We start from the raw sequence: 22,099 nt of genomic DNA, 5'->3' as shown, positions 1-22,099 counted from the left end.
CCACTTAGAACGAGGTTCTCATGCCGGACAACACTCATAGGTTCCACCTTTCACCCCAGGGCACATTGCGCTGGACCATCGCCGGCCTGCTGCTGGCGGCCCACCTGCCCCTGGCCCTCGCCAATGGCATCACCGTGGTCGAAGGCCCCGGTGGCACTCCGCAACTGCTGAACCAGGGCGGCGTGCCCATCGTCAATATCGTCGCGCCCAATGCCGGCGGCCTGTCCCACAACCAGTTCCTGGACTACAACGTCGGGCAGCAGGGCGTGGTGCTGAACAACGCCCTGCGGGACGGGCCATCGCAACTGGCCGGACAACTGGCGGCCAACGCGCAGTTCCAGGGCCAGGCGGCCAGCGTGATCCTCAACGAAGTGATCAGCCAGAATGCCTCGCAACTCAATGGCGCCCAAGAAATCTTCGGCACCCCGGCCGACTTCGTGCTGGCCAACCCCAATGGCATCTCGGTCAACGGTGGCAGCTTCATCAACACCCCGAACGCCAGCCTGGTGGTGGGTCGCCCGGAACTCCAGGGCGACAAGCTGCAACGGCTCAATACCCAGAACGCCGGAGGCCGGCTGGATATCCACGGCGGCGGACTGCTCAATGAAAAGGGCTCGATCAACCTGATCGCGCCCAGCATCGACAGCCTGGGCCAGCTCAAGGCCCACGACCAGTTGAATCTGACCGTCGGCCGCAACCAGCTCGACTACCCCAGCGGCAAGGTCCTGAAGGTCGACCCCGCCAGCCGTACCCAGGAACAACGCATCGACGCCAACCTGTTCGGCGCCATGCTGGCCGGGCGGATCAATATCGTCAGCACCGCCGAAGGTGCCGGGGTACGAGTCGGCGCAGTCCAGGTGAATGGCCGCGACGGGGTCAAGCTGCACTCCGCCGGTGACCTGGACATCCGTGGCAAGGCCCTGGACAACAGCCTCGACGCTGTGCGCGCCGGGGTTCACAGCGAGGGCGACATCGACCTGCACGGGGCCCGGGACCTGACCCTGGCAGCCACGGACGTCAGTGGCGTCAACGTCAAGCTCGATGCCGGGCGCAACCTGACCCTGAGCAGCATCGAAAGCCGCAAACTCCAGGAAAAGCGCCAGCAGTGGGAAAACAGCACCATTGGCATCACCTGGGAAACCTACGACCGCACCGAGACCGACAGCGACACACGCCAGCACGGCAACAAGGTGGTGGCCCAGCACGATGCCGAACTCAACTCCGGCGCCGACACCGAAATCCAGGGCAGCAGTATCGAGGCCGGCAATCGCCTGAAAGCCACCAGCGGCGGCGACCTGCGCCTGACCGCTGCCACCGAGACCCACACCCAGCGTGACCAGGGCCAGCACCGCAAGCACCTGTGGAAAGAGCACTGGGAGACCGCCAGCAGCGAGCAGCGCAGCGTCACCAGCCGGCTCAAGAGCGGACAGCAACTGGCGCTCGACAGCCAGCGCAAACTGCAACTGCAGGGTGCCGAACTGCACAGCAAGGGCGACATTCAACTGGCTGCCAAGGATGTGGACATCAACAGCGCCAGTCGCCAGCAAAGCCAGAGCAACCAGCGCTACTCCGGCGACCTGGTGGGCGGTGGCTTCTTCGGCAAGAATGCCGACGGCGACCAGGGCAAGACTGAGAACCAGGGCAGCAAGGTCAATGCCGACGGCAAGCTGATCGTGCATGCCGACAGGGTGCGCATCAGTGGCAGCCAGGCCCGTGGCGGGACCCAGGCCAGCGTCATCAGCCAAGAGGGTTCGCTGACCATCGACGGCGTGCAGGATACGTCCCACAGCAACAACCACAGCAAGGACAGCAAGTTCTTCGGCATCGCCAAGGACGAGAGCCGCCAGCAGAGCAAGAACAGCACCACCGTCGGCAGCCAGGTACGCTCGGACAGCAACCTCAAGTTGCAGAGCGCCGAGGACCTGAACATCAGCGGCTCGCAAGTGGCTGCCCAGGGGCATCTGGACGTCAATGCCAAGGGCTCGGTGAAGGTCGCCGCAGCGCAGGATACCCAGCACAGCAGCACCAGCACCCAGGAGCGCGGCTTCGACGCCTACGCCAAGGAAAATGCGCCAGGCACCACCCAGTACCGGGCCGGTGTGCGCTACCAGGACCAGCAGCGCAACGACAGCAGCGACAGCACTCGGCAGCAGGCGTCCAGCCTCAGTGGCGGCAGCCTGGCGGTCAGCGCTGGCAACGACCTGCGCATCGAGGGCAGCGACCTTGCGGCCACCGCCGGCGACGCCAGCCTGAGCGGGAAAAATATCCAGCTGCTGGCGGCCGACAACACCCAGGAAAAACACAGCGACAGCACCACCAGCGGTGGCGGCTTCTACTACACCGGCGGCCTGGACCGGGCCGGCAACGGCGTGGAAGTGGCCCACAACAGCAGCCAGGACAGCAGCAGCAAGACGACTGCGCAAACCAGCAGCATCGCCGCCAGCGGCAACCTGACCCTCAATGCCGGCAAGCGCCTGAGCACCGAAGGCGCCCAGGTCAAGGCCGGCGGCACGCTTGCGGTGAACGCTGGAGAGATCGACAACAAAGCCGCGCGCAACAGCGAAAGCAGCCAGCACAGTGAGAACAACTGGGCAGTGGATGTCGGTGCCAACGTGGAATACAAGGGCGTCACCCGGCCGATCGAAAAGGCCATCCAAGGCGTGGCCCAGCGCAAGTTCCATCAACCCGGGGTGCTCGATGCCCTGGAACAGCCCAATGTCGGCCTGGATGTGGATGTCAGCCACCAGAATCGCCAGGTTGCCGAAAGCAGCAGCAAGGCCGTGGTCAGCCAGTTGAGCGGGGGCAAGGTCGAGGTCAGGACCGCCGGGCAACTGCACGACCAGGGCACCCAGTACCGCGCCACCGACGGCGCCGTGAAGATCAGCGCCGACAGCCTGCTGGCCAGTGCTGCCAGCAATACCCACAGCAGCAGCGAGCAGGCCCTGGACGCCAAGGCCGGCGTGCGGGTCTACACCAATACCGGTGAAGACCTGAACATCCGCGGCAGTGGTGCAGGCGGCAGCAGCAGCGTCACCAGCACCCAGGAAAAGGCCCAGGTCGGCAGTTACGCCGGCAGCCAGGGGGTGGATATCCAGCTCGGAGGCGACGGCCGTTTCGAAGGCAGCCAGTTCAATGGCGGCCAGGGCGGTATCAGCATCAAGACCGGCGGTGAACTGGCGCTGAACCAGGCCAATGACCGTCAAGCCAGCAGCAACACCAGCCTGCGCGGCGATGCGTCCCTGAGCCTGGCCAGCACACCGGGGGCCAGCGGCACCCATCTCAATGTCGGCGCCGGGGTGCAACTGGACCACAAGACCCTCAACCAGCAGGACAGCCAGGCGCAAGTCGCCAGCCTCCAGGGCCAGGGACCGATCCAGCTGAACAGCGGCGGCGACCTGACGCTGCAAGGCACGCAGATCGGCAACGCCGCGCGCCCCGCTGGCGATATCAGCCTCAAGGCCGGCGGCAAGCTCGACCTGCAAGCCGCAAGCGACACCCACAGCAGCCAGGGCAGCAACCTCGGCGGCGGCCTCACGGTCGGTGGCGGCAAGACCAGCAGTGAACAGAGCAGTGCCCAGAAAGCCAACCTCAGTGCCAACTTCAACATTGGCCGGGTCGCCGAAACGGACCAGAGCCAACGCGGTGCCCAGCTCTACAGCCAGGGCCAGGTGCTGCTGGGCAGCGAGGCCAGCGGCGACAGCGCGATTCACCTGCAGGGCACACGGATCGATGCCGGCAAAGTGGTTCTGGACGCGGCCCAGGGCGGTGTCTTCCAGGAATCGGCACAGTCCACCCAGGCTCACAACAACTGGGGCCTGACCCTGGGTGCCGGGGCCAACCTGGGCAAGACCACCCTGGCCGATGCCGGTGAGCACGACTCGCCGAAGATCGACCGCGGGATCAATGCCCGGGCCAAGGTCGACGTCGACCGGCGCCAAGACACGACCCAGCACAACAGCCTGATCAAGGCCGACCAGGTGGTGCTCAACAGTGCCGCCGATGTGCACCTGGCCGGTGCTCGCATCGACGCGCAACGGGTCGACGGGACCATCGGTGGCGACCTGCTCATCGAAAGCCGCCAGGACCAGTTGCGCAATACCCAGGTCAACATCGACGCCAAGCTGGATGTGGAGAAGAACCAACCAGGCCTGGTGAGCAAACTGGCCAAGCCGGCCGGCCCCCTCAAGGACAACCTGCAGGCCAAGGCCGAGAAAGGCTTCGAAAAACATCGGGAGAAGCTGGAAAACGCGGTCGACAAGGGCGTCGACAAGCTCGGCTCGGCCAAGGACAGCGTGCTCAGCCAGGCCAGCAACGCCAAGGAACGCCTGGGGGAAAAGCTCAGCCGCAGTGGCAGCTACGACGTCAACCCGGAGCCTCGCGGCGCCCTGGGCAGCGGCGTGGACAAGGCCAAGAACTACCTGGCCGACCAGGCCGATGCGCTGGGCAATCGGCTCTCGGACCTCAAACAGCGTTTCTGGCCAAAGACCAGCGACAGCTATTCGGTCAGCGAGAAGAACACCACTGGCAGCAAAGTGGCCGACACCGCTGAAAGCGTGCTGTTCGGCGACAAGAGCGGCAACACCACCTACACCCCGACCCTGAACCTGGACCTGAGCCACACCCGCAAGGACAGCGTGGAACAGGCCTCGGGCATCAGTGGCCAGCAGGGCGTCAACCTGCAAGTGGGTGGGCAGACCCGGCTCACCGGCGCACGCATCAGCGCCAGCCAGGGCGCGGTCGACCTGGGCGGTTCCAAGGTCAGCAGCACGGCCCTGGCCGGTTCTGACCTGCGCCTCGACGCCGGGCTCAACCTGTCCAAGTCACCGGTCAACCTGGCCCTGGGCAGCGGCGCCGAGCTGACCCGCAAACAGGACGACGCCACGCAAAAGGACCAGTTGTTCAATCTGGGCCCGCTGCGTGTCGGCGGCCACAGTGACAGCCCGTTGCTGCAAGCCGGCATCGACCAGAAAACTCCATGAGACCCCGGCCGCCCTCCCCCGAGGGCGGCCTTTGTTGAACCCCTTCCGGGACGGTTCTCGTCCACGGAAAACAGCCCTCTGGCCTTAATTGACTTCCATTAATTACGACCAACTGTAATACCTCCCCTTATTCGATGTAGGACCTGTCTTAGATTGTCCTCATCAGTACTTTCGCAACTATTTCCTCTCCAACAGCTGGGCTACTGTTCGAACTTTCTATCGGTTGGCAAGAGGCCCGCATGCACTCGGTATTTATCATTGATGATCATCCCGTCATACGTCTGGCCATCCGTATTCTGCTGGAACACGAGCGATACAAGATCATCGGAGAAACCGATAACGGAGTTGACGCGCTGCAAATGGTCCGCGAGTGCGAACCGGACCTGATCATTCTCGACATCTGCATTCCCAAGCTCGATGGCATGGAGCTTCTGGAGCGTTTCAGCAATATGCCCAAACCCTTGCGAACCCTGGTCCTGACGGCTCAGTCGGCGGCGCTGTTCGCCAACCGCTGCATGCGCGCCGGGGCCAGCGGCTATGTCTGCAAACAGGAAGACCTGAGTGAGTTACTGAGCGCCATCAAGGCCATCTGCAGTGGCTACAACTACTTCCCCAGCCAGGCATTGCACGCTACTCGGGCAGCGCCCGGGGCAACTTTGGAGTTGGCCCAGTTCAACTCGCTGAATGATCGAGAGTTGATGATCATGCAACTTTTCGCCATGGGGCAAACCAATAAGGAAATAGCCAGCGGCATGTTTCTCAGCCATAAGACGGTCAGTACTTACAAGAAGCGCATCATGCAGAAACTGGCGACCACATCCATGAGTGTCCTGGTGGATATGGCCAAGCGCAATGAGCTGATATGAAGGGTCCACCCCTGTTCACCAGGCCGCTCCGGGGCTGCCGGTCATGACGGACATCTTCCTGCAACCCGCCATGATCGCTCTGTGTGCCTCGCTATTGGCCGTCTTGCTCGGCCTGGCCTGGCTGTACCGACAGCTGCGCCAACAGGAACGGGCATTGCGTAGCGCACGCCGGGTGCTGCAGACACTGGAGGCCGGAAAGCAGCAGGTCGAGCAGGCCAACCAAGTGAAAAACCAGTTCCTGGGCACTGTCAGCCATGAAATCCGCACCCCGCTGAATGCCTTCATCGGCCTGCTGGAACGGGTAGTGCAACGCACCCCGGCGAATGCTGACGATCGCTCGGCCCTGGAGTTGGCCCTGGGCACCGCCCGGGATCTGCGGGAGCTGCTGGGCGACCTGCTGGACCTCACCCGGATCGAGTCGGGGCAACTGTCGCTGAAGCAGGAATGGACCAGCCTGGGAGAAAGCGTCCGCTCGGTGATGGAAAGGTTCCAGGTGCTGGCGCAACAGAAAGCCCTCCGGCTCGATCTCGAACTCGAGATGCCTGATCCCGAGCCCCTGGTTCTATTGGACGCCCTGCGCTTCAAACAGGTGCTGTCCAACCTGTTGAGCAACGCGATCAAATTCACCCGCCAGGGAGAGGTGTGCATCAGGCTGCAATTGCTGCCCGAGGAACACCCAGGGTATTTCAGCCTGCTCCTGCAAGTGCTGGATACCGGGATCGGCATCCCCGAGCAGCAGCGACACCACCTTCTGTTGCACCCCTTCGCCCAGGTCGATGCGGCAAACCAGTCTCCACGGGACAGCACCGGGCTCGGCCTGCCCATCAGCCATCACCTGTGCCAGAAGATGGGCGGCAGCCTGAGCCTGCACGGGCGCGACGGCCCTGGCAGCGAAGCGCGGGTCCGGCTGGCGCTGGCCGGCAAGGTGATGCCCCCCATCCCCACCAAGGAAGCCTTGCCGGCGCATCCGCACCTGCCCCTGAATATCCTGGTGGCGGACGACCATCCCGCAAACCGGATGCTGCTGCAGGGACAACTGGAACAGCTCGGGCATCGGGTCACCTGTGCCGAGGACGGGCTGCTCGCATACCGGCTGTGGAAGATCGGCGACTTCGACCTGCTGATCATCGATTGCAACATGCCCATCATGAATGGCTACCAACTGGCCAGGGCCATACGCCGCAGCGAAAACCTGCAACAGCGCCCCGCCGTCACCCTGCTAGGGTGCAGCGCCTGCTCCGCTGCGCACACGGTCCAGCGCTGCCGGGAGGCCGGGATGCTCGACTGCCTGTCCAAGCCTCTGGGCCTGCACTTGTTGAGCCAGCAATTGATGTCCCTGGCCCCCCTGCCCAGAACGGACAGTTTCAGCATTGACGCCCTGCGCACCCTGACTCGGGGCGTTCCACCCCTCGGGTTGCGCATGCTTGAGGAACTGCTGAGGTGCAGCCACGAAGATCGACAATTGCTGGGCCGCACACCCCGTGACAGCCCTCGAGAACTGGCGGCACTGGCCCACAAGATCAAGGGGGCGGCACTGATGGTGGGCGCCGGCCCGCTGCAGCGTGGCTGCCAATCCCTGGAACTGGCCTGCCTGGACCCGGCCGCGGCAGAACAGATCAATGACGCAACCCGCACGCTGGACCTGGCCCTGGTGCAGTTCATCCAGTCCCTGCACCGGCACATCGAGGCCCATCCACCGCCCGATCTGGTACCTGGCGCCTTGCCTGAAGCCGTCCCGGCAAGGCTCGCCAACCCCACCAATCGAGGATGATGTGGCCCTCTTGCCAGATCAATATCAAAAGGCCAGTATCTGATCGCCACGCCCCACCCCCGCAGCTCCCGTCCATGGCTTGCCCGGCCTGCCCTCCAGTCAAGGTCAGGGCAGGGAGTGCCTGGCTTAACTATGCTTGGGTCGTGAGCCATGCCTCATGTGCCTTTGGAGAGAATTGGAATGCCGAGCACGCCAGCGCCCGTACAACGTCGCTTTCCTCTCCACATCCACATCAGTGCGATGTTCACCCTGCTGCTGCTCCTGACGGGTGTGGTGCTGGGCATCTACAACTACCAGCAGACCACCCGCATCATCCTCGGCAGCAGTGAAAAACTCTTCCAGCGCATCGAACAGGATGTGCGCAGTGACCTTAAATCCACCTATGAACCCATCCGTCATCTGCTCAGCCTGCTGGCACACGCCCAGCCGGCCCAGGCGCCGAACCTGGCTGAGCGCCTGGCACTGCTCAAGCCCTTCAGCCAGTCGCTGACAGACAACCCCGACCTGGCCTCGCTGTACCTAGGCTATGCCGACGGTGACTTCTTCATGGTGCGCCCCCTGCGCACCGCCCAGCTCAGGGACAAGCGCCAGGCCCCGGAAAAAAGTGCCTTCGAAGTCTGGAGCATCGAGCGCGACGCCAGCACCGGCCAGGTGCACTCACAGTCGCTGTTCTATGACATCGACCTGCAGCAGGTCGGGCACCTGGAACATCCCGACGAGCGCTACGACCCGCGAACCCGCGACTGGTTCGTCAACGCCCGGGGTGACACCGACCAGATCACGACCCGCCCCTATGTGTTCTATTCCACCCTCAATGTCGGCACGACCCTGGCCCGACGCAGCGGCAAGATGGCGGTCCTCGCCGCCGACCTGACCCTCGAACAACTGTCCGCCACCCTGGCCAAGCACCGGGTCACCCCCACCACCGAAGTGGCCTTGCTGGACGATCAGGGCAACGTCGTGGCCTACCCCGACAGCAGCAGGCTGCTGACCGAGCAGCGTACCGCGCGCCTGATCAAGGGCAATGACCTGAACCCGATGCTCGCGGCGCTGTTGCATGACCAGACCGTGGACGGCCACTTGCAGGTCCAGGACCGCAGCTGGATCGTTGCCAGCACTCATATCGCCGAGGGCGGTCCTGGCGGATTGCAATTGGCCTTGCTGGTGCCCGAGGACGAACTGCTGGCCGACGCCTACCGGCTGCGCTGGCGAGGCGCGCTGATTACCCTGGCCACCCTGCTGCTGTGCCTGCCCCTGGGCTGGTTGATCTCACGCATCCTGGTGCGGCCGCTGCACACCCTGGTGCAAGAAGCCGACGCCATCCGCAGCTTCGACTTCAACTACCCGGTATCGCGCCGCTCGCCAGTACTGGAAGTGGATCAATTGAGTGTGTCCATGGCCCGGATGAAGGACACCCTGGCCAGCTTCTTCGAGATCAACGCCAGCCTCTCCGCCGAGACCCGCTTCGATCCGCTGCTGCAACGGGTGCTGTTTGAAACCGTGAAGATCGCCCAGGCCCAGGCCGGCCTGATCTACCTCTGCGAAAGCAAGGGCACGCACCTGGAGCCCCACGGGCTGATCATCGACGGGCAACCCCAGGACCTCAGCGCCTTTGCCATCGAGACCCTGGGGCTGACAAGCAGCGACTCCCCCGAGTGGTTGCAGCAATTGACCCGTGGCGACAGCGTGGTCACCACCCTGGGATTCGACCAGGCTGGCGACCTGCAAGGCATCCTGCTGGCCCTGGACAGTCCCAGCACGCACCTGGTGGGTATTCGCCTGCGCAACCGGCACCACGAGACCGTGGGCATGCTCCTGCTGTTTTTGGTGGACAGTGGCGCCGAGGCCGACCTGGACAAGCTCAGCCCGGACCGCATCGCCTTCATCCAGGCGGTATCCGCGACCGCGACCCTGTGCATCGAGAGCCAGCGCCTGCAGAACAAGCAGAAGCAGTTGCTCGACTCCTTCATTCAGTTGCTGGCCGGGGCCATCGACGCCAAGAGTCCCTACACCGGCGGGCACTGCCAACGGGTACCGGCCCTGACGCTGATGCTGGCGCAGGCCGCCGCCGACAGCCAGGCCCCAGGATTCGCCGACTACCAGCCCACCGAGGACGAATGGGAAGCCCTGCACATAGCCTCCTGGCTGCATGATTGCGGCAAGGTCACGACCCCGGAATACGTGGTGGACAAGGCCACCAAGCTGGAAACCCTGAACGACCGCATCCACGAAATCCGCACTCGCTTCGAGGTGCTCAAGCGCGACGTCTGGATCGACTACTGGCAGGCCCTGGCCCAAGGCGCCGAGGAAGAGCAGCAGGCGGCCGAGCGTACGGCGCGCCTGCAGGCCCTGGATGAGGATTTTGCCTTTGTCGCCCGTTGCAACCTGGGGACGGAGTTCATGGCCGAGGCCGACCTGCAGCGCTTGCAGAGCATCGCCCGGCGTACCTGGAGCCGCACCCTGGATGATCGCCTGGGGGTTTCCTGGGAAGAACATCAGCGCCAGCAACGCACCCCGGCACCGAGCCTGCCGGTACTCGAACCGTTACTGGCCGACAGGCCCGAGCACTTGCTGGAGCGCAGCGCCGTGGACGTCCTCGCCCCCGACAACCCCTGGGGCTTCAAGCTCCAGGTGCCGGTGCACAAGTACAACCGCGGTGAGCTCTACAACCTGAGCATCCCTCGCGGCACACTCACCGCCGAAGAGCGTTATGTGATCAACCACCACATCGTGCAGACCATCATCATGCTCGAACACCTGCCCTTCCCCAGCCACTTGCAGAGCGTGGCGGAGATCGCCGGCGGCCATCACGAGAAAATGGACGGCAGCGGCTACCCGAAACAGCTCAAGCGCGAGCAGATGAGCCTGCCGGCGCGGATGATGGCCATCGCCGACATCTTCGAGGCCCTGACCGCCGCGGACCGCCCCTACAAGAAGGGCAAGACCCTGAGCGAAGCGCTGAACATCATGGCCATGATGTGCCGCGACGCCCACATCGATCCGCAACTGTTCGCGCTGTTCATCGAGCAGCGGATCTACCAGCGCTACGCCGAGGGCTTCCTGACGCCACAACAGATCGATCCGGTGGATCAGCAAGCGCTGCTGAAAAAGGCCGGACTGACCACCTGAAGGGACTCAGCAATCGCTCAAGCGCAGGAAGATCGCCGCCAACTGTTCGATCCCGGCCTGGTCCACTTCGCTGAAGCGGGCCAGCTCCGGGCTGTCCAGGTCCAGCACGCCAATCAAGCGACCGTCCTTGACCAGCGGCACCACCAGTTCGCTGTTGGACGCACTGTCACAGGCTATGTGCCCGGCAAAGGCATGCACGTCGTCCACCCGCTGTGTCTGCAGAGTGGCCGCGGCCGTGCCGCAAACCCCACGGCCGAAGGGGATCCGCACGCAGGCAATCTGCCCCTGGAAGGGGCCGAGCACCAGTTCCTGGTTGCGGTTGAGGTAGAACCCGGCCCAGTTCAGGTGATCCAGTTGGCTGAACAGGAAGGCCGAGAACTGCGCGGCATTGGCGATGAAGTCGCGCTCGTCGGCCAACAGCGACTCCAGCTGGGCACACAGCAGCCCGTAGCCGTCCAGACCTTGGCCGGCGTGTTTCAGATCGATCATGCTTTTTGCTCCAACAACTGCAGGCCCACCCAGTAGCGGGCAAATTGATAGGCACACCGGCCATTGCGGTTGCCGCGCCCGGTGGCCCAGCGCACTGCCAGGATGTCCAGCGCCTCGTCACGCTGCCAGCTCAGGCCGGCCTTGCTCGCCAGCTCGCCGATCCAGTGCTCGACCACGTTGAGGAAGTGTTCCTGGGTGAAGGGATAGAACGACAGCCACAGGCCGAAACGGTCCGAAAGGGCAATCTTGTCTTCTACTGCCTCACTGGGGTGCAGTTCGCCGTCGACACGCTTCCAGTTCTCGTTGTCGCTCTCCTTCTCCGGTACCAGGTGCCGACGGTTCGAGGTGGCGTACAGCAGCACATTCTCCGGTGCCTGCTCCAGGGAACCGTCGAGCACGCTCTTGAGTACCCGGTAATCGCCCTCGCCGGACTCGAAGGACAGGTCGTCGCAGAACAGCACGAAACGCTGGGGCAGCTTGACCAGTTGCTCCACCACCCGCGGCAGGTCCGCCAGGTGGTCACGCTCGATCTCGATCAGGCGCAGGCCGCCCTTGGCATGCTCGGCCAGCAAGGCGCGCACCAGGGAGGATTTACCGGTGCCACGCGAGCCCCAGAGCAAGGCATGGTTGGCCGGCATGCCGTCGAGGAACTGTTGAGTGTTGCGTGCCAGTTGCTCGCGCTGCTTGTCGACCCCGATCAGGTCGCTCAGGCGCATGTCCAGGCTGACTTCCAGAGGCAACAGGAAGCCGTTGCGCCCCTCACGCTGCCAGCGGGCAGCCAGGCACTGGTCCCAGTCGATGGTCTGGCGCTGGGTAGGCAACAGGGGTTCGATCCGGGCCAGGACCGCATCGGCACGTTCAAGAAATGCAATCAATCGGGCATCCACGACTTTTCCTCAGGCACGTTCAGGGTAATGATGCGGCACACAGACGAAACGCAGTCCTGATCCCAGGGTCTATCGCCTTATCAGCTGCTGCCAGGCCAGGCCGGCAACCAAAGATGATCAGCTATGCTTGCGCAGCGAAGGGAAACGAAAGTGGTTCAGCCCCCCATGGATATCAAGTTCACCAACCGCCTGTCCTATAAACAGGCCCGGCTCACCGTGCTGGTGGGTTTCATTCTGGGGACCGCGCTCAGTCTGCTGCAAATCGGCATCGATTATGCCAGCGAAGACGCCTCCATCAATCGTGAAATCCACTCATTGCTGGAAATCAGCCACAACCCGGCCTCGCGCATTGCCTACAACATCGACTCCGAGCTGGCTCAGGAACTGACCCTGGGCCTGCTGCGCTCCCCGGCGATCATTCGCGCGCAACTGATCGACAACAACAATACCCTGCTGGCCAATGTCGAACGGCCCGCGCAGCAAAGCCGCTACCGCGCCATCAGCGACTTCCTGTTCGGCGCCGACCGGCAATTCGAAGACCGCCTGTATCTGAGCCACCTGCCTGAAGAGTCCCTTGGCACCCTGCACCTGGATGTCGACACCTACGCCTTTGGCAGCCGCTTTCTCAAACGTGCCGAAATCACCCTGATCAACGGCTTCGCCCGCAGCCTGATCCTCACCGGGATTCTTCTGGCGCTGTTCTACGTGATGCTGACCAAGCCCCTGGTGGGGGTGATCCGCGAACTCAGCAGTCGTGACCCGCGCAGCCCGCAACAGGCCAAGCTGGACTGTCCCCCCGGCCACGAAAACGACGAGGTCGGGGTGCTGGTCAAGGTCGCCAACCAACAGTTCGACATCATGGCCACGGAAATCCAGCAGCGGCGCAACGCCGAGAACCGCCTGACCGAGTACCTCGGGCAGCTGGAGAACATCGTCTCGGCCCGCACCACCGAACTCAAGGCCAGCAATGCCCGGCTCAGCCAGTCCAACGAGGAACTGGAAATCGCCCGACGCACCGCCCTCGACATGGCCCAGGCCCGTGCCGCCTTCCTGGCCAACATGAGCCACGAGATCCGCACCCCGCTCAACGGCCTGCTGGGAATGATCGCCCTGTCCCTGGACAGCCCGCTGAACCCCGAGCAACGCCAGCAGCTGTCCATCGCCCACGACTCCGGCAAGGTCCTGGTGGAGCTGCTCAACGATATTCTCGACATGTCCAAGTTCGATGCCGGGCAGCTGGAGCTGGAGCGCATCCCCTTCGACCTCGGGGTGCTGGTGGAGGACACCGCCAACCTGCTCTCGCAAAACGCCGCAGCCAGTGTCGAGCTGACCTGCCTGATCGCCCCGGACTTTCCCGCACTGGTGCTGGGCGACCCGATGCGGGTGCGGCAAATCGTCAGCAACCTGCTGTCCAACGCCCTCAAGTTCACCCGCTTCGGCCGCGTCGACGTGCGTCTGAGCACCCTGGGCGACGGCGTGCGCATCGAGATCTGCGACACCGGCATCGGCATTGCCCAGGAGGCCCAGGTCAGAATCTTCCAGCCTTATACCCAGGCGGGCGCCGGCATCACCCGCCAATACGGTGGCACCGGCCTGGGCCTGGCCTTGACCTACAATCTCTGCGAAGCCATGAACGGCCGCTTGAGCATCAGTTCGGAAGTCGGCTTTGGCAGCCAGTTCTGCGCCGACCTGCCCCTGCCGTGCCACACCCCCGCGGCCAGCCCGCCTGCCCTGTCCGGCAAGGTCATCGCCATCACTGACGTGGGCAGCGGCCTGGCCGAACTGCTGGCCAGCCTGCTGCCCAGCTGGGGCCTCGACTATCAGCGCTGCGACATTGAAGACTCCCTGGCCGGAATCAACCCCGACCTGCTGATCACCGATTGCCCGGAGTGCCTGTTCGGCCTGCGCCCGGCCATCGCCGCGCCGATCCTGCTGGTGACCGCCTATGGCAGTTTCCTGCCCAGCGAAGAAGCCAGCGCCCTGGCACCGTTGCAGCAGCAGGCCCGCCCTTTGGCGCGCAACGCCCTGTACCAGACCCTGCGGCGCTCGCTGCTGGGACAGACCGTGACCCTCAACGACGCGCAGCTGGAGATGCCGACGCCGCTGCGTCGGGCGAACATCCTGCTGGTGGAGGACAACCCGGTGAACCAACTGGTGGCCAAGGGCATGCTGAGCAAGCTCGGTTGCGCGGTGACCGTCGCCGCCCATGGTGCAGAGGCCCTCAATCAGCTGGAGCAGCATGGCTTCGACCTGGTGCTGATGGACTGCAACATGCCGGTCATGGACGGATACGAGGCCAGCCGGCAGATCCGCCGCAGTGGACGCTGGCCGGACCTGCCGATCATTGCCCTGACCGCCAACGCCATGCCCGAAGAGCGCGAGCGCTGCCGCGCCGCCGGCATGAGCGACTACCTGGCCAAGCCCTTTCGCCGTGAAGAGCTGATTGCCTTGCTGGACCTGTGGGTGCCGACTACGACAAGGCTCTGATCTGTTGCAACAGGTGATCGAGACCGTCACGCAACTGGTCCAGGCTGTTCAGGTCGACCCCGCTTTCGCACAGCAGCGCCGCCTTGAGCGGCGGCACCTGATCGCGCAGGGCCAGGCCGGCATCACTCAGGCTCAGGTGCACCTCGCGCTCATCGCGCCCGGAACGCCGGCGCTGCACCAACTGCAGCTGTTCCAGGCGCTTGAGCAAGGGCGTCAAGGTGCCGGAGTCCAGGGCCAGGCGCTCGCCCAGGGCCTTGACCGTAGGCAGCGTCGGCGGCGCTGCCTGCCACTCCCAGAGCACCAGCATCACCAGGTATTGCGGGTAGGTCAGGCCCAGGCGATCGAGCATCGGCTTGTAGCCCCGGACCACCGCCCGCGAGGCAGCGTACAGCTTGAAGCACAGCTGGGAATCGAGCTTCAGGGCATCCACGGACACGCTGTTCATTTGAGCAGGGCTTCGATCTCGCGGCTCAGGTCCTGAGGCTTGGTGGCCGGAGCGAAGCGCTTGACCAGCTGGCCGTCCCGGCCGATCAGGAACTTGGTGAAATTCCACTTGATGCCCTGGGAGCCCAGGACCCCGGGGGCACGCTTCTTCAACTGGACGAACAATGGGTGGGCATCGCTGCCATTGACCTCGACCTTCTTGAACAGCGGGAAACTCACGCCGTAGTTCAGTTCGCAGAATTCGGAGATCGCCCCTTCATTGCCCGGTTCCTGCTTGCCGAACTGGTTGCAGGGGAAGCCCAGCACCACCAGTCCCTGGTCCTTGTAGGTCTGCCAGAGTTCTTCAAGCCCCTTGTATTGAGGGGTAAAGCCGCATTTGCTGGCGGTATTGACCACCAGCACCGCCTTGCCGGCGAAGTCCGCGAGGGTCTTGTGCTCACCCTTGATGGTGGTGCAGGGAATAGTCAGCAGGGCATCGGTCATGGCAGCGGCTCCATTCGTGGAAAGAGGCAACAAAAATAGCGCCCAATTAGATTGTGTGCAATTTAAATGGACGAAAGGCGACTCCCAAGAGTCGCCTCCGCCTCAGCGAGGCACCAGGTCCAGGCACACCGAGTTGATGCAGTAGCGCAAGCCGGTGGGTGGCGGGCCATCGGGGAATACGTGGCCCAGGTGGGCATCACATTTGGCGCAGACCACTTCGGTACGGATCATCCCGTGGCTGATGTCGCGGATCTCGATCATCGCGCTGTCGGCAATGGGCTGGTAGAAGCTCGGCCAGCCGCAGCCCGAGTCAAACTTGGCCGAGGAGTCGAACAACGGCTCATTGCAGCAGATGCAGTGATAGACCCCATCGGTCTTGGTGCCGTTGTACTTGCCCGAGAAGGGCCGTTCGGTGCCCTTGAGCCGGCAGACGTTGTACTGCTCCGGATCGAGCATCGCCCGCCATTCTTCCAGGGTTTTTTCCAGCTTTTCCATGGTCCTTCCTCTGCAACGGAAAAAGCCCGATCTGTGTCTTTTCCACGGATCGGGCGGCACGTATGATTGCGCCTCGTCAGACGTCAGTCTGGCAGCCGCGTTACACCCATTCAAACGGATTTTGCCGCAGCCGGTGCGGGCTACACGCCGGTGTGACACGGCAGGATTCCCAGTACGGTAGTTCATCCTCCGCCTGGATCGTTCATTTTCGGGAACACATTGCCATGCAGGTCAGCAAATCGAACAAGCTCGCCAACGTCTGTTATGACATTCGCGGCCCAGTGCTCAAGCACGCCAAACGCCTGGAAGAGGAAGGCCATCGCATCCTCAAGCTGAACATCGGCAATCCGGCGCCTTTTGGTTTCGAAGCGCCGGACGAGATTCTCCAGGACGTGATCCGCAACCTGCCTACCGCCCAGGGCTACAGCGACTCCAAGGGCCTGTTCAGTGCGCGCAAGGCCGTGATGCAGTACTACCAGCAAAAGCAGGTGGAAGGCATCGGCATTGAAGACATCTACCTGGGCAACGGCGTCTCCGAGCTGATCGTGATGGCCATGCAGGCCCTGCTCAACAATGGCGACGAAGTGCTGGTCCCGGCCCCCGACTACCCGCTGTGGACCGCGGCAGTGAGCCTGGCCGGCGGCAACCCGGTGCACTACCTGTGCGACGAGCAGGCCAACTGGTGGCCGGACCTGGCCGACATCAAGGCCAAGATCACCCCGAACACCAAGGCCCTGGTGATCATCAACCCGAACAACCCCACCGGTGCGGTGTACCCCAAGGAAGTGCTGCTGGGCATGCTGGAACTGGCCCGCCAGCACAACCTGGTGGTGTTCTCGGACGAGATCTACGACAAGATCCTCTACGATGACGCCGTGCATATCTGCACCGCCTCCCTGGCCCCGGACCTGCTGTGCCTGACCTTCAACGGCCTGTCCAAGTCCTATCGAGTGGCCGGTTTCCGTTCCGGCTGGGTGGCGATCTCCGGTCCCAAGCACCACGCCCAGAGCTACATCGAAGGCATCGACATGCTGGCCAACATGCGCCTGTGCGCCAACGTGCCGAGCCAGCATGCAATCCAGACTGCACTGGGCGGCTACCAGAGCATCAACGACCTGGTGCTGCCGCCCGGCCGGCTGCTGGAGCAACGCAACCGCACCTGGGAGTTGCTCAACGACATTCCCGGCGTCAGCTGCGTGAAACCCATGGGCGCGCTGTATGCCTTCCCGCGGATCGATCCGAAGGTCTGTCCGATCCACAACGACGAGAAATTCGTCCTTGACCTGCTGCTGTCGGAAAAACTCCTGGTGGTACAGGGCACCGCCTTCAACTGGCCGTGGCCGGACCACTTCCGCGTGGTCACCCTGCCGCGGGTGGATGACCTGGAGCAGGCCATCGGCCGGATCGGCAGCTTCCTCAAGTCCTACCGCCAATAGCCCCGATATCGCAGTGCGATCCTTGAACGATCGCACTGCGATTAATTCAGCAACACATCTTCGCTGCCCTGCCCCAGCCCCCTTCTATAAGCTTGCACTTTCCGTCCACCCCACTGTCACAAGGTCTGCACGGCAGCCAGGGGATGACGGCGTCTCGCGATTGGTCATGACGCTGCAATGCAAGCGTCTAGACTCGGCCTATGCGACACAGTTTGAAATAGAAGCCGTATTGAATAGCCCGTTGCCGCACCTTATATACCCCGCAGTACGCGACATCTTTAGCTTGAGGAGATTTCTACAACCATGATGCGAATCCTGCTGTTTTTGGCCACTAACCTTGCGGTCGTGCTGATTGCCAGCATTACCCTGAGCCTCTTCGGCTTCAACGGGTTCATGGCGGCCAATGGGGTTGATCTGAACCTCAATCAGCTGCTGATTTTCTGTGCGGTCTTTGGTTTTGCCGGTTCGCTGTTCTCGCTGTTCATCTCCAAGTGGATGGCGAAGATGAGCACCAGCACGCAGATCATCACTCAACCGCGCACCCGCCATGAGCAGTGGTTGTTGCAAACCGTTGAGCAACTGTCCCGCGAAGCCGGGATCAAGATGCCCGAGGTGGGCATTTTCCCAGCCTACGAGGCCAACGCCTTTGCCACCGGCTGGAACAAGAACGACGCCCTGGTGGCGGTCAGCCAGGGCCTGCTGGAGCGCTTCTCACCCGATGAAGTGAAAGCGGTGCTGGCTCACGAGATCGGCCACGTCGCCAACGGCGACATGGTGACCCTGGCGCTGATCCAGGGCGTGGTGAACACCTTCGTGATGTTCTTCGCGCGGATCATCGGCAACTTCGTCGACAAGGTGATCTTCAAGAACGAAGAAGGCCAGGGCATGGCCTACTACGTAGCGACCATCTTCGCCGAACTGGTCCTGGGCATCCTCGCCAGCGCCATCGTCATGTGGTTCTCGCGCAAACGCGAGTTCCGTGCCGACGAAGCCGGTGCCCGCCTGGCCGGCACCAACGCGATGATCGGCGCCCTGCAGCGCCTGCGTTCGGAACAGGGCCTGCCGGTACACATGCCCGACACCCTGAATGCCTTCGGCATCAACGGTGGCATCAAGCAGGGCCTGGCTCGCATGTTCATGAGCCACCCGCCGCTGGAAGAGCGTATCGACGCCCTGCGTCGTCGCGGTTGACCAGCCATAAGGCAACACCCAAAAGGGCGACGCGAGTCGCCCTTTTGCATGGCCACGGATAAACGTACGCTTAGCGGACGCCTTTCCTACCCAGCCGATAGACCCGCTCCACCAGTCGCGTGAGCCCGGCCTGAAGAGACTTCCAGCTCTCGTCGAGAATGTCGCGCTCAACCTCGACAGTCAGCTGCCAATGAGTGCCAAATTGCCGCTCGACCTCATCGTCGAGCACTGCAAACGGCGGTCCGTCCAGCCTGGATTGATCGTAGTCCAGAACGATCAACAGCCCCTGGCTGCCTTCGGGCAGCAGGCTATTCACATGGGCGGCGTAGCGCTGGCGCATGTCTGGCGGCAAGGCAATCATCGCCGCACGATCGTACAGCGCCGTGCAATCGGCAATGTCCTCGGCGGTCAAGGCAAAGAAATCGCCACACCAAAGCTGGATTCGACCATGGGCGTAGACCTTGAAGACCCCTTGCTGGCTGATCCGTGGCTGCAGACCGTGCTCAAGAAAGAAATCCTCTACGGCCTTTTCCGCCAACTCGATGCCCAGCACCCTGAACCCCTGGTCGGCGAGCCAGAGCAGATCCAGGCTCTTGCCGCACAAGGGCACCAGCACCCGGCTATTCGCCGCTAGGCCGAGAGCCGGCCAGTACTGTTGCAGGTAGGGATTCACCTCTGCCTGGTGAAAGCCGATCTGATCGCGTTCCCAGCGCTTGTGCCAAAAGTCCGCTTGCATGAGTTGTCCTTAAATTTCGATCAAAAAGCGCTAAAACTTATATTAGATTTAGATCAATGATCTGATTGAAGATGGCGCATCTTAACCTTCAGGACGCCCTTCATGCTCCCTAGCCTGTTCATTTCCCATGGTTCTCCCATGCTGGCCCTGGAACCCGGTGAAAGCGGCCCGGCACTGGCTCGCCTGGCAGCGCAACTGCCCCGCCCCAAGGCGATCCTAGTGGTTTCGGCCCACTGGGAAAGCCAGGATCTGCGGGTCAGCGCCCACCCACACCCGCAAACCTGGCACGACTTCGGCGGTTTTCCGCCGGCCCTGTTCGCCGTGCAATACCCAGCCCCGGGAAACCCCGACCTGGCGGCGCAGGTGGTGCAACTGCTCAAGGCCGACGGCCTGCCGGCACAACTCGACAACCAACGGCCTTTCGATCATGGCACCTGGGTGCCGTTGTCACTGATGTACCCGCAGGCGGACATCCCGGTCGTTCAGCTGTCACTGCCCAGCCGCCAGGGGCCAGCCCTGCAGACCCGCATCGGCCACGCCCTGGCCAGCCTGCGGGAACAGGGTGTGTTGCTGATCGGCTCCGGCAGCATCACCCACAACCTGCGAGAACTGGACTGGCACGCCGGCCCGGAGAGCGTCGAGCCCTGGGCCAAGGCCTTTCGTGACTGGATGATCGAAAAACTGGCGGCCAACGATGAGCCAGCCCTGCACGACTATCGCCACCAGGCACCCCACGCCGTGCGCAGCCACCCCAGCGATGAACACCTGCTGCCGTTGTACTTCGCCCGGGGAGCGGGTGGGGACTTCAGCGTCGCCCACCAGGGCTTCACCCTGGGCGCGTTGGGCATGGACATCTATCGCTTCGACTGAAATATCGCAGGCAAAAAAATCCCCGAACCAGTCGGGGATTTTTTATGCCTGATCAATCAGCCCGAGGGCCGATCAATCTTCGCGATAGCGACGCAGCTTCAACTGCTTACCGGCAACACGAGTGTCCTTCAGCTTGGCCAGGAGTTTCTCCAGGCCATCTTCCGGCAGCTCTACCAGGGAGAAGCTATCACGCACCTGGATGCGACCGATCGCTTCACGGGCCAGGCCGCCTTCGTTGAGGATCGCCCCCAGAAGGTTCTTGGCAGCGATACCGTCACGGGCACCCAGGGCAGTGCGGCAACGCGCACGGCCTTCGCCCAGCGGCATTGGCGCACGACGCTCACGGTCACCACGATCAGGACGATCACCGGAACGCTCTGGACGATCGCCACGCGGGGCGCTGTTCGGCACCAGTGGACGCTCTTTCTCGATCGCCGCCAGGTTCAGCGCCTGGCCGTTGGTGGCCTTGCGCAGCAGGGCCGCGGCCAGGGCACGCGGGCTGCAACCGATGTCGGCAGTCAGACGATCCAGCAGATCACCGTGGGTCGCTTCGGCGTCAGCCACCAGCGGCGACAGGCTGTTGGTCAGCTTCTTGATGCGCGCATCGAGAACGGCTTGGGCGTCCGGCAGGCGAACTTCGGCAACCTTCTGACCGGTTACACGCTCGATCACTTGCAGCATGCGGCGCTCACGTGGAGTCACCAGCAGCAGCGCACGGCCTTCGCGACCGGCGCGGCCGGTACGGCCGATACGGTGCACGTAGGATTCCGGGTCGTACGGCATGTCCACGTTGAACACGTGGGTGATGCGCGGTACGTCCAGGCCACGGGCGGCTACGTCGGTCGCCACAACGATGTCCAGACGGCCATCCTTGAGGGAGTCGATCACGCGCTCACGCTGGTTCTGGGCGATGTCGCCGTTCAGCGCAGCGGCTTTGTAGCCTTTGGCTTCCAGGGCGCTGGCCAGGTCCAGGGTCGCTTGCTTGGTGCGCACGAACATGATCAGGGCGTCGAAATCTTCAACTTCCAGCAGGCTCAGAACGGCAGAGGTCTTCTGGTCGGCGTGAACCAGCAGGTGAGCCTGCTCGATCGCGGTGACGGTCTGGGTCTTGCTCTGGATCTTGACGTGTTTCGGGTCTTTCAGGTGACGCTCGGCGATGGCGCGGATCGACTGCGGCAGGGTCGCCGAGAACAGTACGGTCTGACGCGACTCAGGCATGGCCTTGAAGATGACTTCCAGGTCATCCATGAAGCCCAGCTTGAGCATTTCGTCGGCTTCGTCGAGAACCAGGTGGTTCACGGTGGCCAGGACTTTTTCGTCGCGACGCAGGTGGTCGCACAGACGGCCCGGAGTGGCGACAACGATCTGTGCGCCATTACGGATTGCTTTCAGTTGCGGGCCCATCGGCGCGCCGCCGTAGACAGCCACAACAGTCACGCCCGGCATTTGCTTGGCGTAGGTTTCGAAAGCGGTTGCAACTTGTAGCGCCAACTCACGGGTTGGGGCCAGGATCAGAGCTTGCGGCTCGCGCTTGGACGGATCGATGCGGTGCAGGATAGGCAGGGCAAAGGCAGCGGTCTTACCGGTACCGGTTTGCGCCTGGCCAATCATATCGTGACCGGCAAGGATGATCGGGATCGACTGCTGCTGAATGGCCGAAGGCTCTTCATAGCCGGTAGCGACTACTGCAGCGACAATATTGGGATGAAGTTCAAGAGCGGCGAAGCCGCCGATTTCCTGGGTCATGGGTCTGCCTCTAAGTGCATCCGCAAAGACCCATGCTCCAAAGCTGCGCATGCCGTGTAAGACTCAAGAGTCACCCTGGCAGCTTTGTCG

Annotated in this window: 14 protein-coding genes and 1 pseudogene; 8 read left to right on the top strand and 7 right to left on the bottom strand. The window is 63.1% G+C overall.

Annotated features, from left to right (window positions below; all coding sequences use genetic code 11):
* The first annotated feature begins 20 nt into the window (after nt 1-20).
* The 4 genes from U873_RS0105130 (at nt 21) to U873_RS0105115 (ending at nt 10,745) form a co-directional block, all read left to right on the top strand.
* Nucleotides 21-4,979, top strand: coding sequence for a hemagglutinin repeat-containing protein (locus tag U873_RS0105130; RefSeq protein ID WP_025127211.1), 4,959 nt, complete (start codon nt 21-23; stop codon nt 4,977-4,979).
* A gap of 239 nt (nt 4,980-5,218) precedes the next feature.
* Nucleotides 5,219-5,845, top strand: a complete 627-nt coding sequence (locus tag U873_RS0105125) for a response regulator transcription factor (protein ID WP_025127210.1) — start codon at nt 5,219-5,221, stop codon at nt 5,843-5,845.
* A 43-nt stretch (nt 5,846-5,888) separates the two neighbouring features.
* On the top strand, nt 5,889-7,616 hold the full coding sequence (locus U873_RS0105120) for a response regulator (RefSeq protein ID WP_025127209.1): 1,728 nt from the start codon (nt 5,889-5,891) through the stop codon (nt 7,614-7,616).
* A 180-nt stretch (nt 7,617-7,796) separates the two neighbouring features.
* The gene (locus U873_RS0105115; RefSeq protein ID WP_025127208.1) at nt 7,797-10,745 is read left to right on the top strand and encodes an HD domain-containing phosphohydrolase; all 2,949 of its coding nucleotides are present in this window, start codon (nt 7,797-7,799) and stop codon (nt 10,743-10,745) included.
* 6 nt (nt 10,746-10,751) lie between these two features.
* Here the strand turns inward: U873_RS0105115 and U873_RS0105110 are convergent, their stop codons facing one another.
* Nucleotides 10,752-11,234, bottom strand: coding sequence for a GAF domain-containing protein (locus U873_RS0105110; protein WP_025127207.1), 483 nt, complete (start codon nt 11,232-11,234; stop codon nt 10,752-10,754).
* On the bottom strand, nt 11,231-12,121 hold the full coding sequence (locus U873_RS0105105) for an ATP-binding protein (RefSeq protein ID WP_025127206.1): 891 nt from the start codon (nt 12,119-12,121) through the stop codon (nt 11,231-11,233). Before U873_RS0105105 ends, U873_RS0105110 begins: the two co-directional genes overlap by 4 nt.
* Before the next feature lie 165 nt (nt 12,122-12,286).
* On the opposite strand from U873_RS0105105, the gene U873_RS0105100 reads away from it, so the two are divergent.
* Nucleotides 12,287-14,608, top strand: coding sequence for a response regulator (locus U873_RS0105100; RefSeq protein ID WP_025127205.1), 2,322 nt, complete (start codon nt 12,287-12,289; stop codon nt 14,606-14,608).
* Here the strand turns inward: U873_RS0105100 and U873_RS0105095 are convergent.
* From U873_RS0105095 to msrB, 3 genes are all read right to left on the bottom strand, one after another.
* Complete coding sequence (locus U873_RS0105095; protein WP_025127204.1) at nt 14,592-15,053, bottom strand: MarR family winged helix-turn-helix transcriptional regulator; 462 nt, start codon at nt 15,051-15,053, stop codon at nt 14,592-14,594. The genes U873_RS0105100 and U873_RS0105095 overlap by 17 nt on opposite strands.
* Nucleotides 15,050-15,535, bottom strand: coding sequence for a glutathione peroxidase (locus tag U873_RS0105090; protein WP_025127203.1), 486 nt, complete (start codon nt 15,533-15,535; stop codon nt 15,050-15,052). The genes U873_RS0105095 and U873_RS0105090 overlap by 4 nt, the downstream gene beginning before the upstream one ends.
* Nucleotides 15,536-15,637: 102 nt before the next feature.
* Nucleotides 15,638-16,030: a peptide-methionine (R)-S-oxide reductase MsrB gene (gene msrB / locus U873_RS0105085; protein ID WP_025127202.1), complete on the bottom strand. Its 393-nt coding sequence runs from the start codon at nt 16,028-16,030 to the stop codon at nt 15,638-15,640.
* Nucleotides 16,031-16,254: 224 nt separating this feature from the next.
* Between msrB and U873_RS0105080 the strand changes: the two genes are divergently transcribed.
* Nucleotides 16,255-17,466, top strand: coding sequence for a pyridoxal phosphate-dependent aminotransferase (locus U873_RS0105080; protein WP_025127201.1), 1,212 nt, complete (start codon nt 16,255-16,257; stop codon nt 17,464-17,466).
* Nucleotides 17,467-17,769: 303 nt separating this feature from the next.
* Nucleotides 17,770-18,657 (top strand): protease HtpX, encoded by an 888-nt coding sequence (gene htpX / locus U873_RS0105075; protein WP_025127200.1) that lies wholly within the window; start codon nt 17,770-17,772, stop codon nt 18,655-18,657.
* 70 nt (nt 18,658-18,727) lie between these two features.
* Here htpX and U873_RS0105070 read toward each other — a convergent pair whose 3' ends face one another.
* Nucleotides 18,728-19,393 carry a thiopurine S-methyltransferase gene (locus U873_RS0105070; RefSeq protein ID WP_025127199.1) on the bottom strand — a complete coding sequence of 222 codons (666 nt, stop codon included), beginning with the start codon at nt 19,391-19,393 and terminating at the stop codon, nt 18,728-18,730.
* A gap of 102 nt (nt 19,394-19,495) precedes the next feature.
* Between U873_RS0105070 and U873_RS0105065 the strand changes: the two genes are divergently transcribed.
* Complete coding sequence (locus U873_RS0105065) at nt 19,496-20,263, top strand: class III extradiol ring-cleavage dioxygenase (RefSeq protein ID WP_025127198.1); 768 nt, start codon at nt 19,496-19,498, stop codon at nt 20,261-20,263.
* A gap of 72 nt (nt 20,264-20,335) precedes the next feature.
* Here the strand turns inward: U873_RS0105065 and U873_RS0105060 are convergent.
* Nucleotides 20,336-22,043: pseudogene (locus tag U873_RS0105060) on the bottom strand (DEAD/DEAH box helicase).
* Nucleotides 22,044-22,099: the final 56 nt, after the last annotated feature.

Source organism: Pseudomonas sp. PH1b (genome assembly GCF_000633395.1).
In the GTDB taxonomy this organism is placed as follows: domain Bacteria; phylum Pseudomonadota; class Gammaproteobacteria; order Pseudomonadales; family Pseudomonadaceae; genus Aquipseudomonas.
Note: the sequence above shows the minus strand (reverse complement) of the source record. Positions and strands in the feature narration are given on the sequence as shown.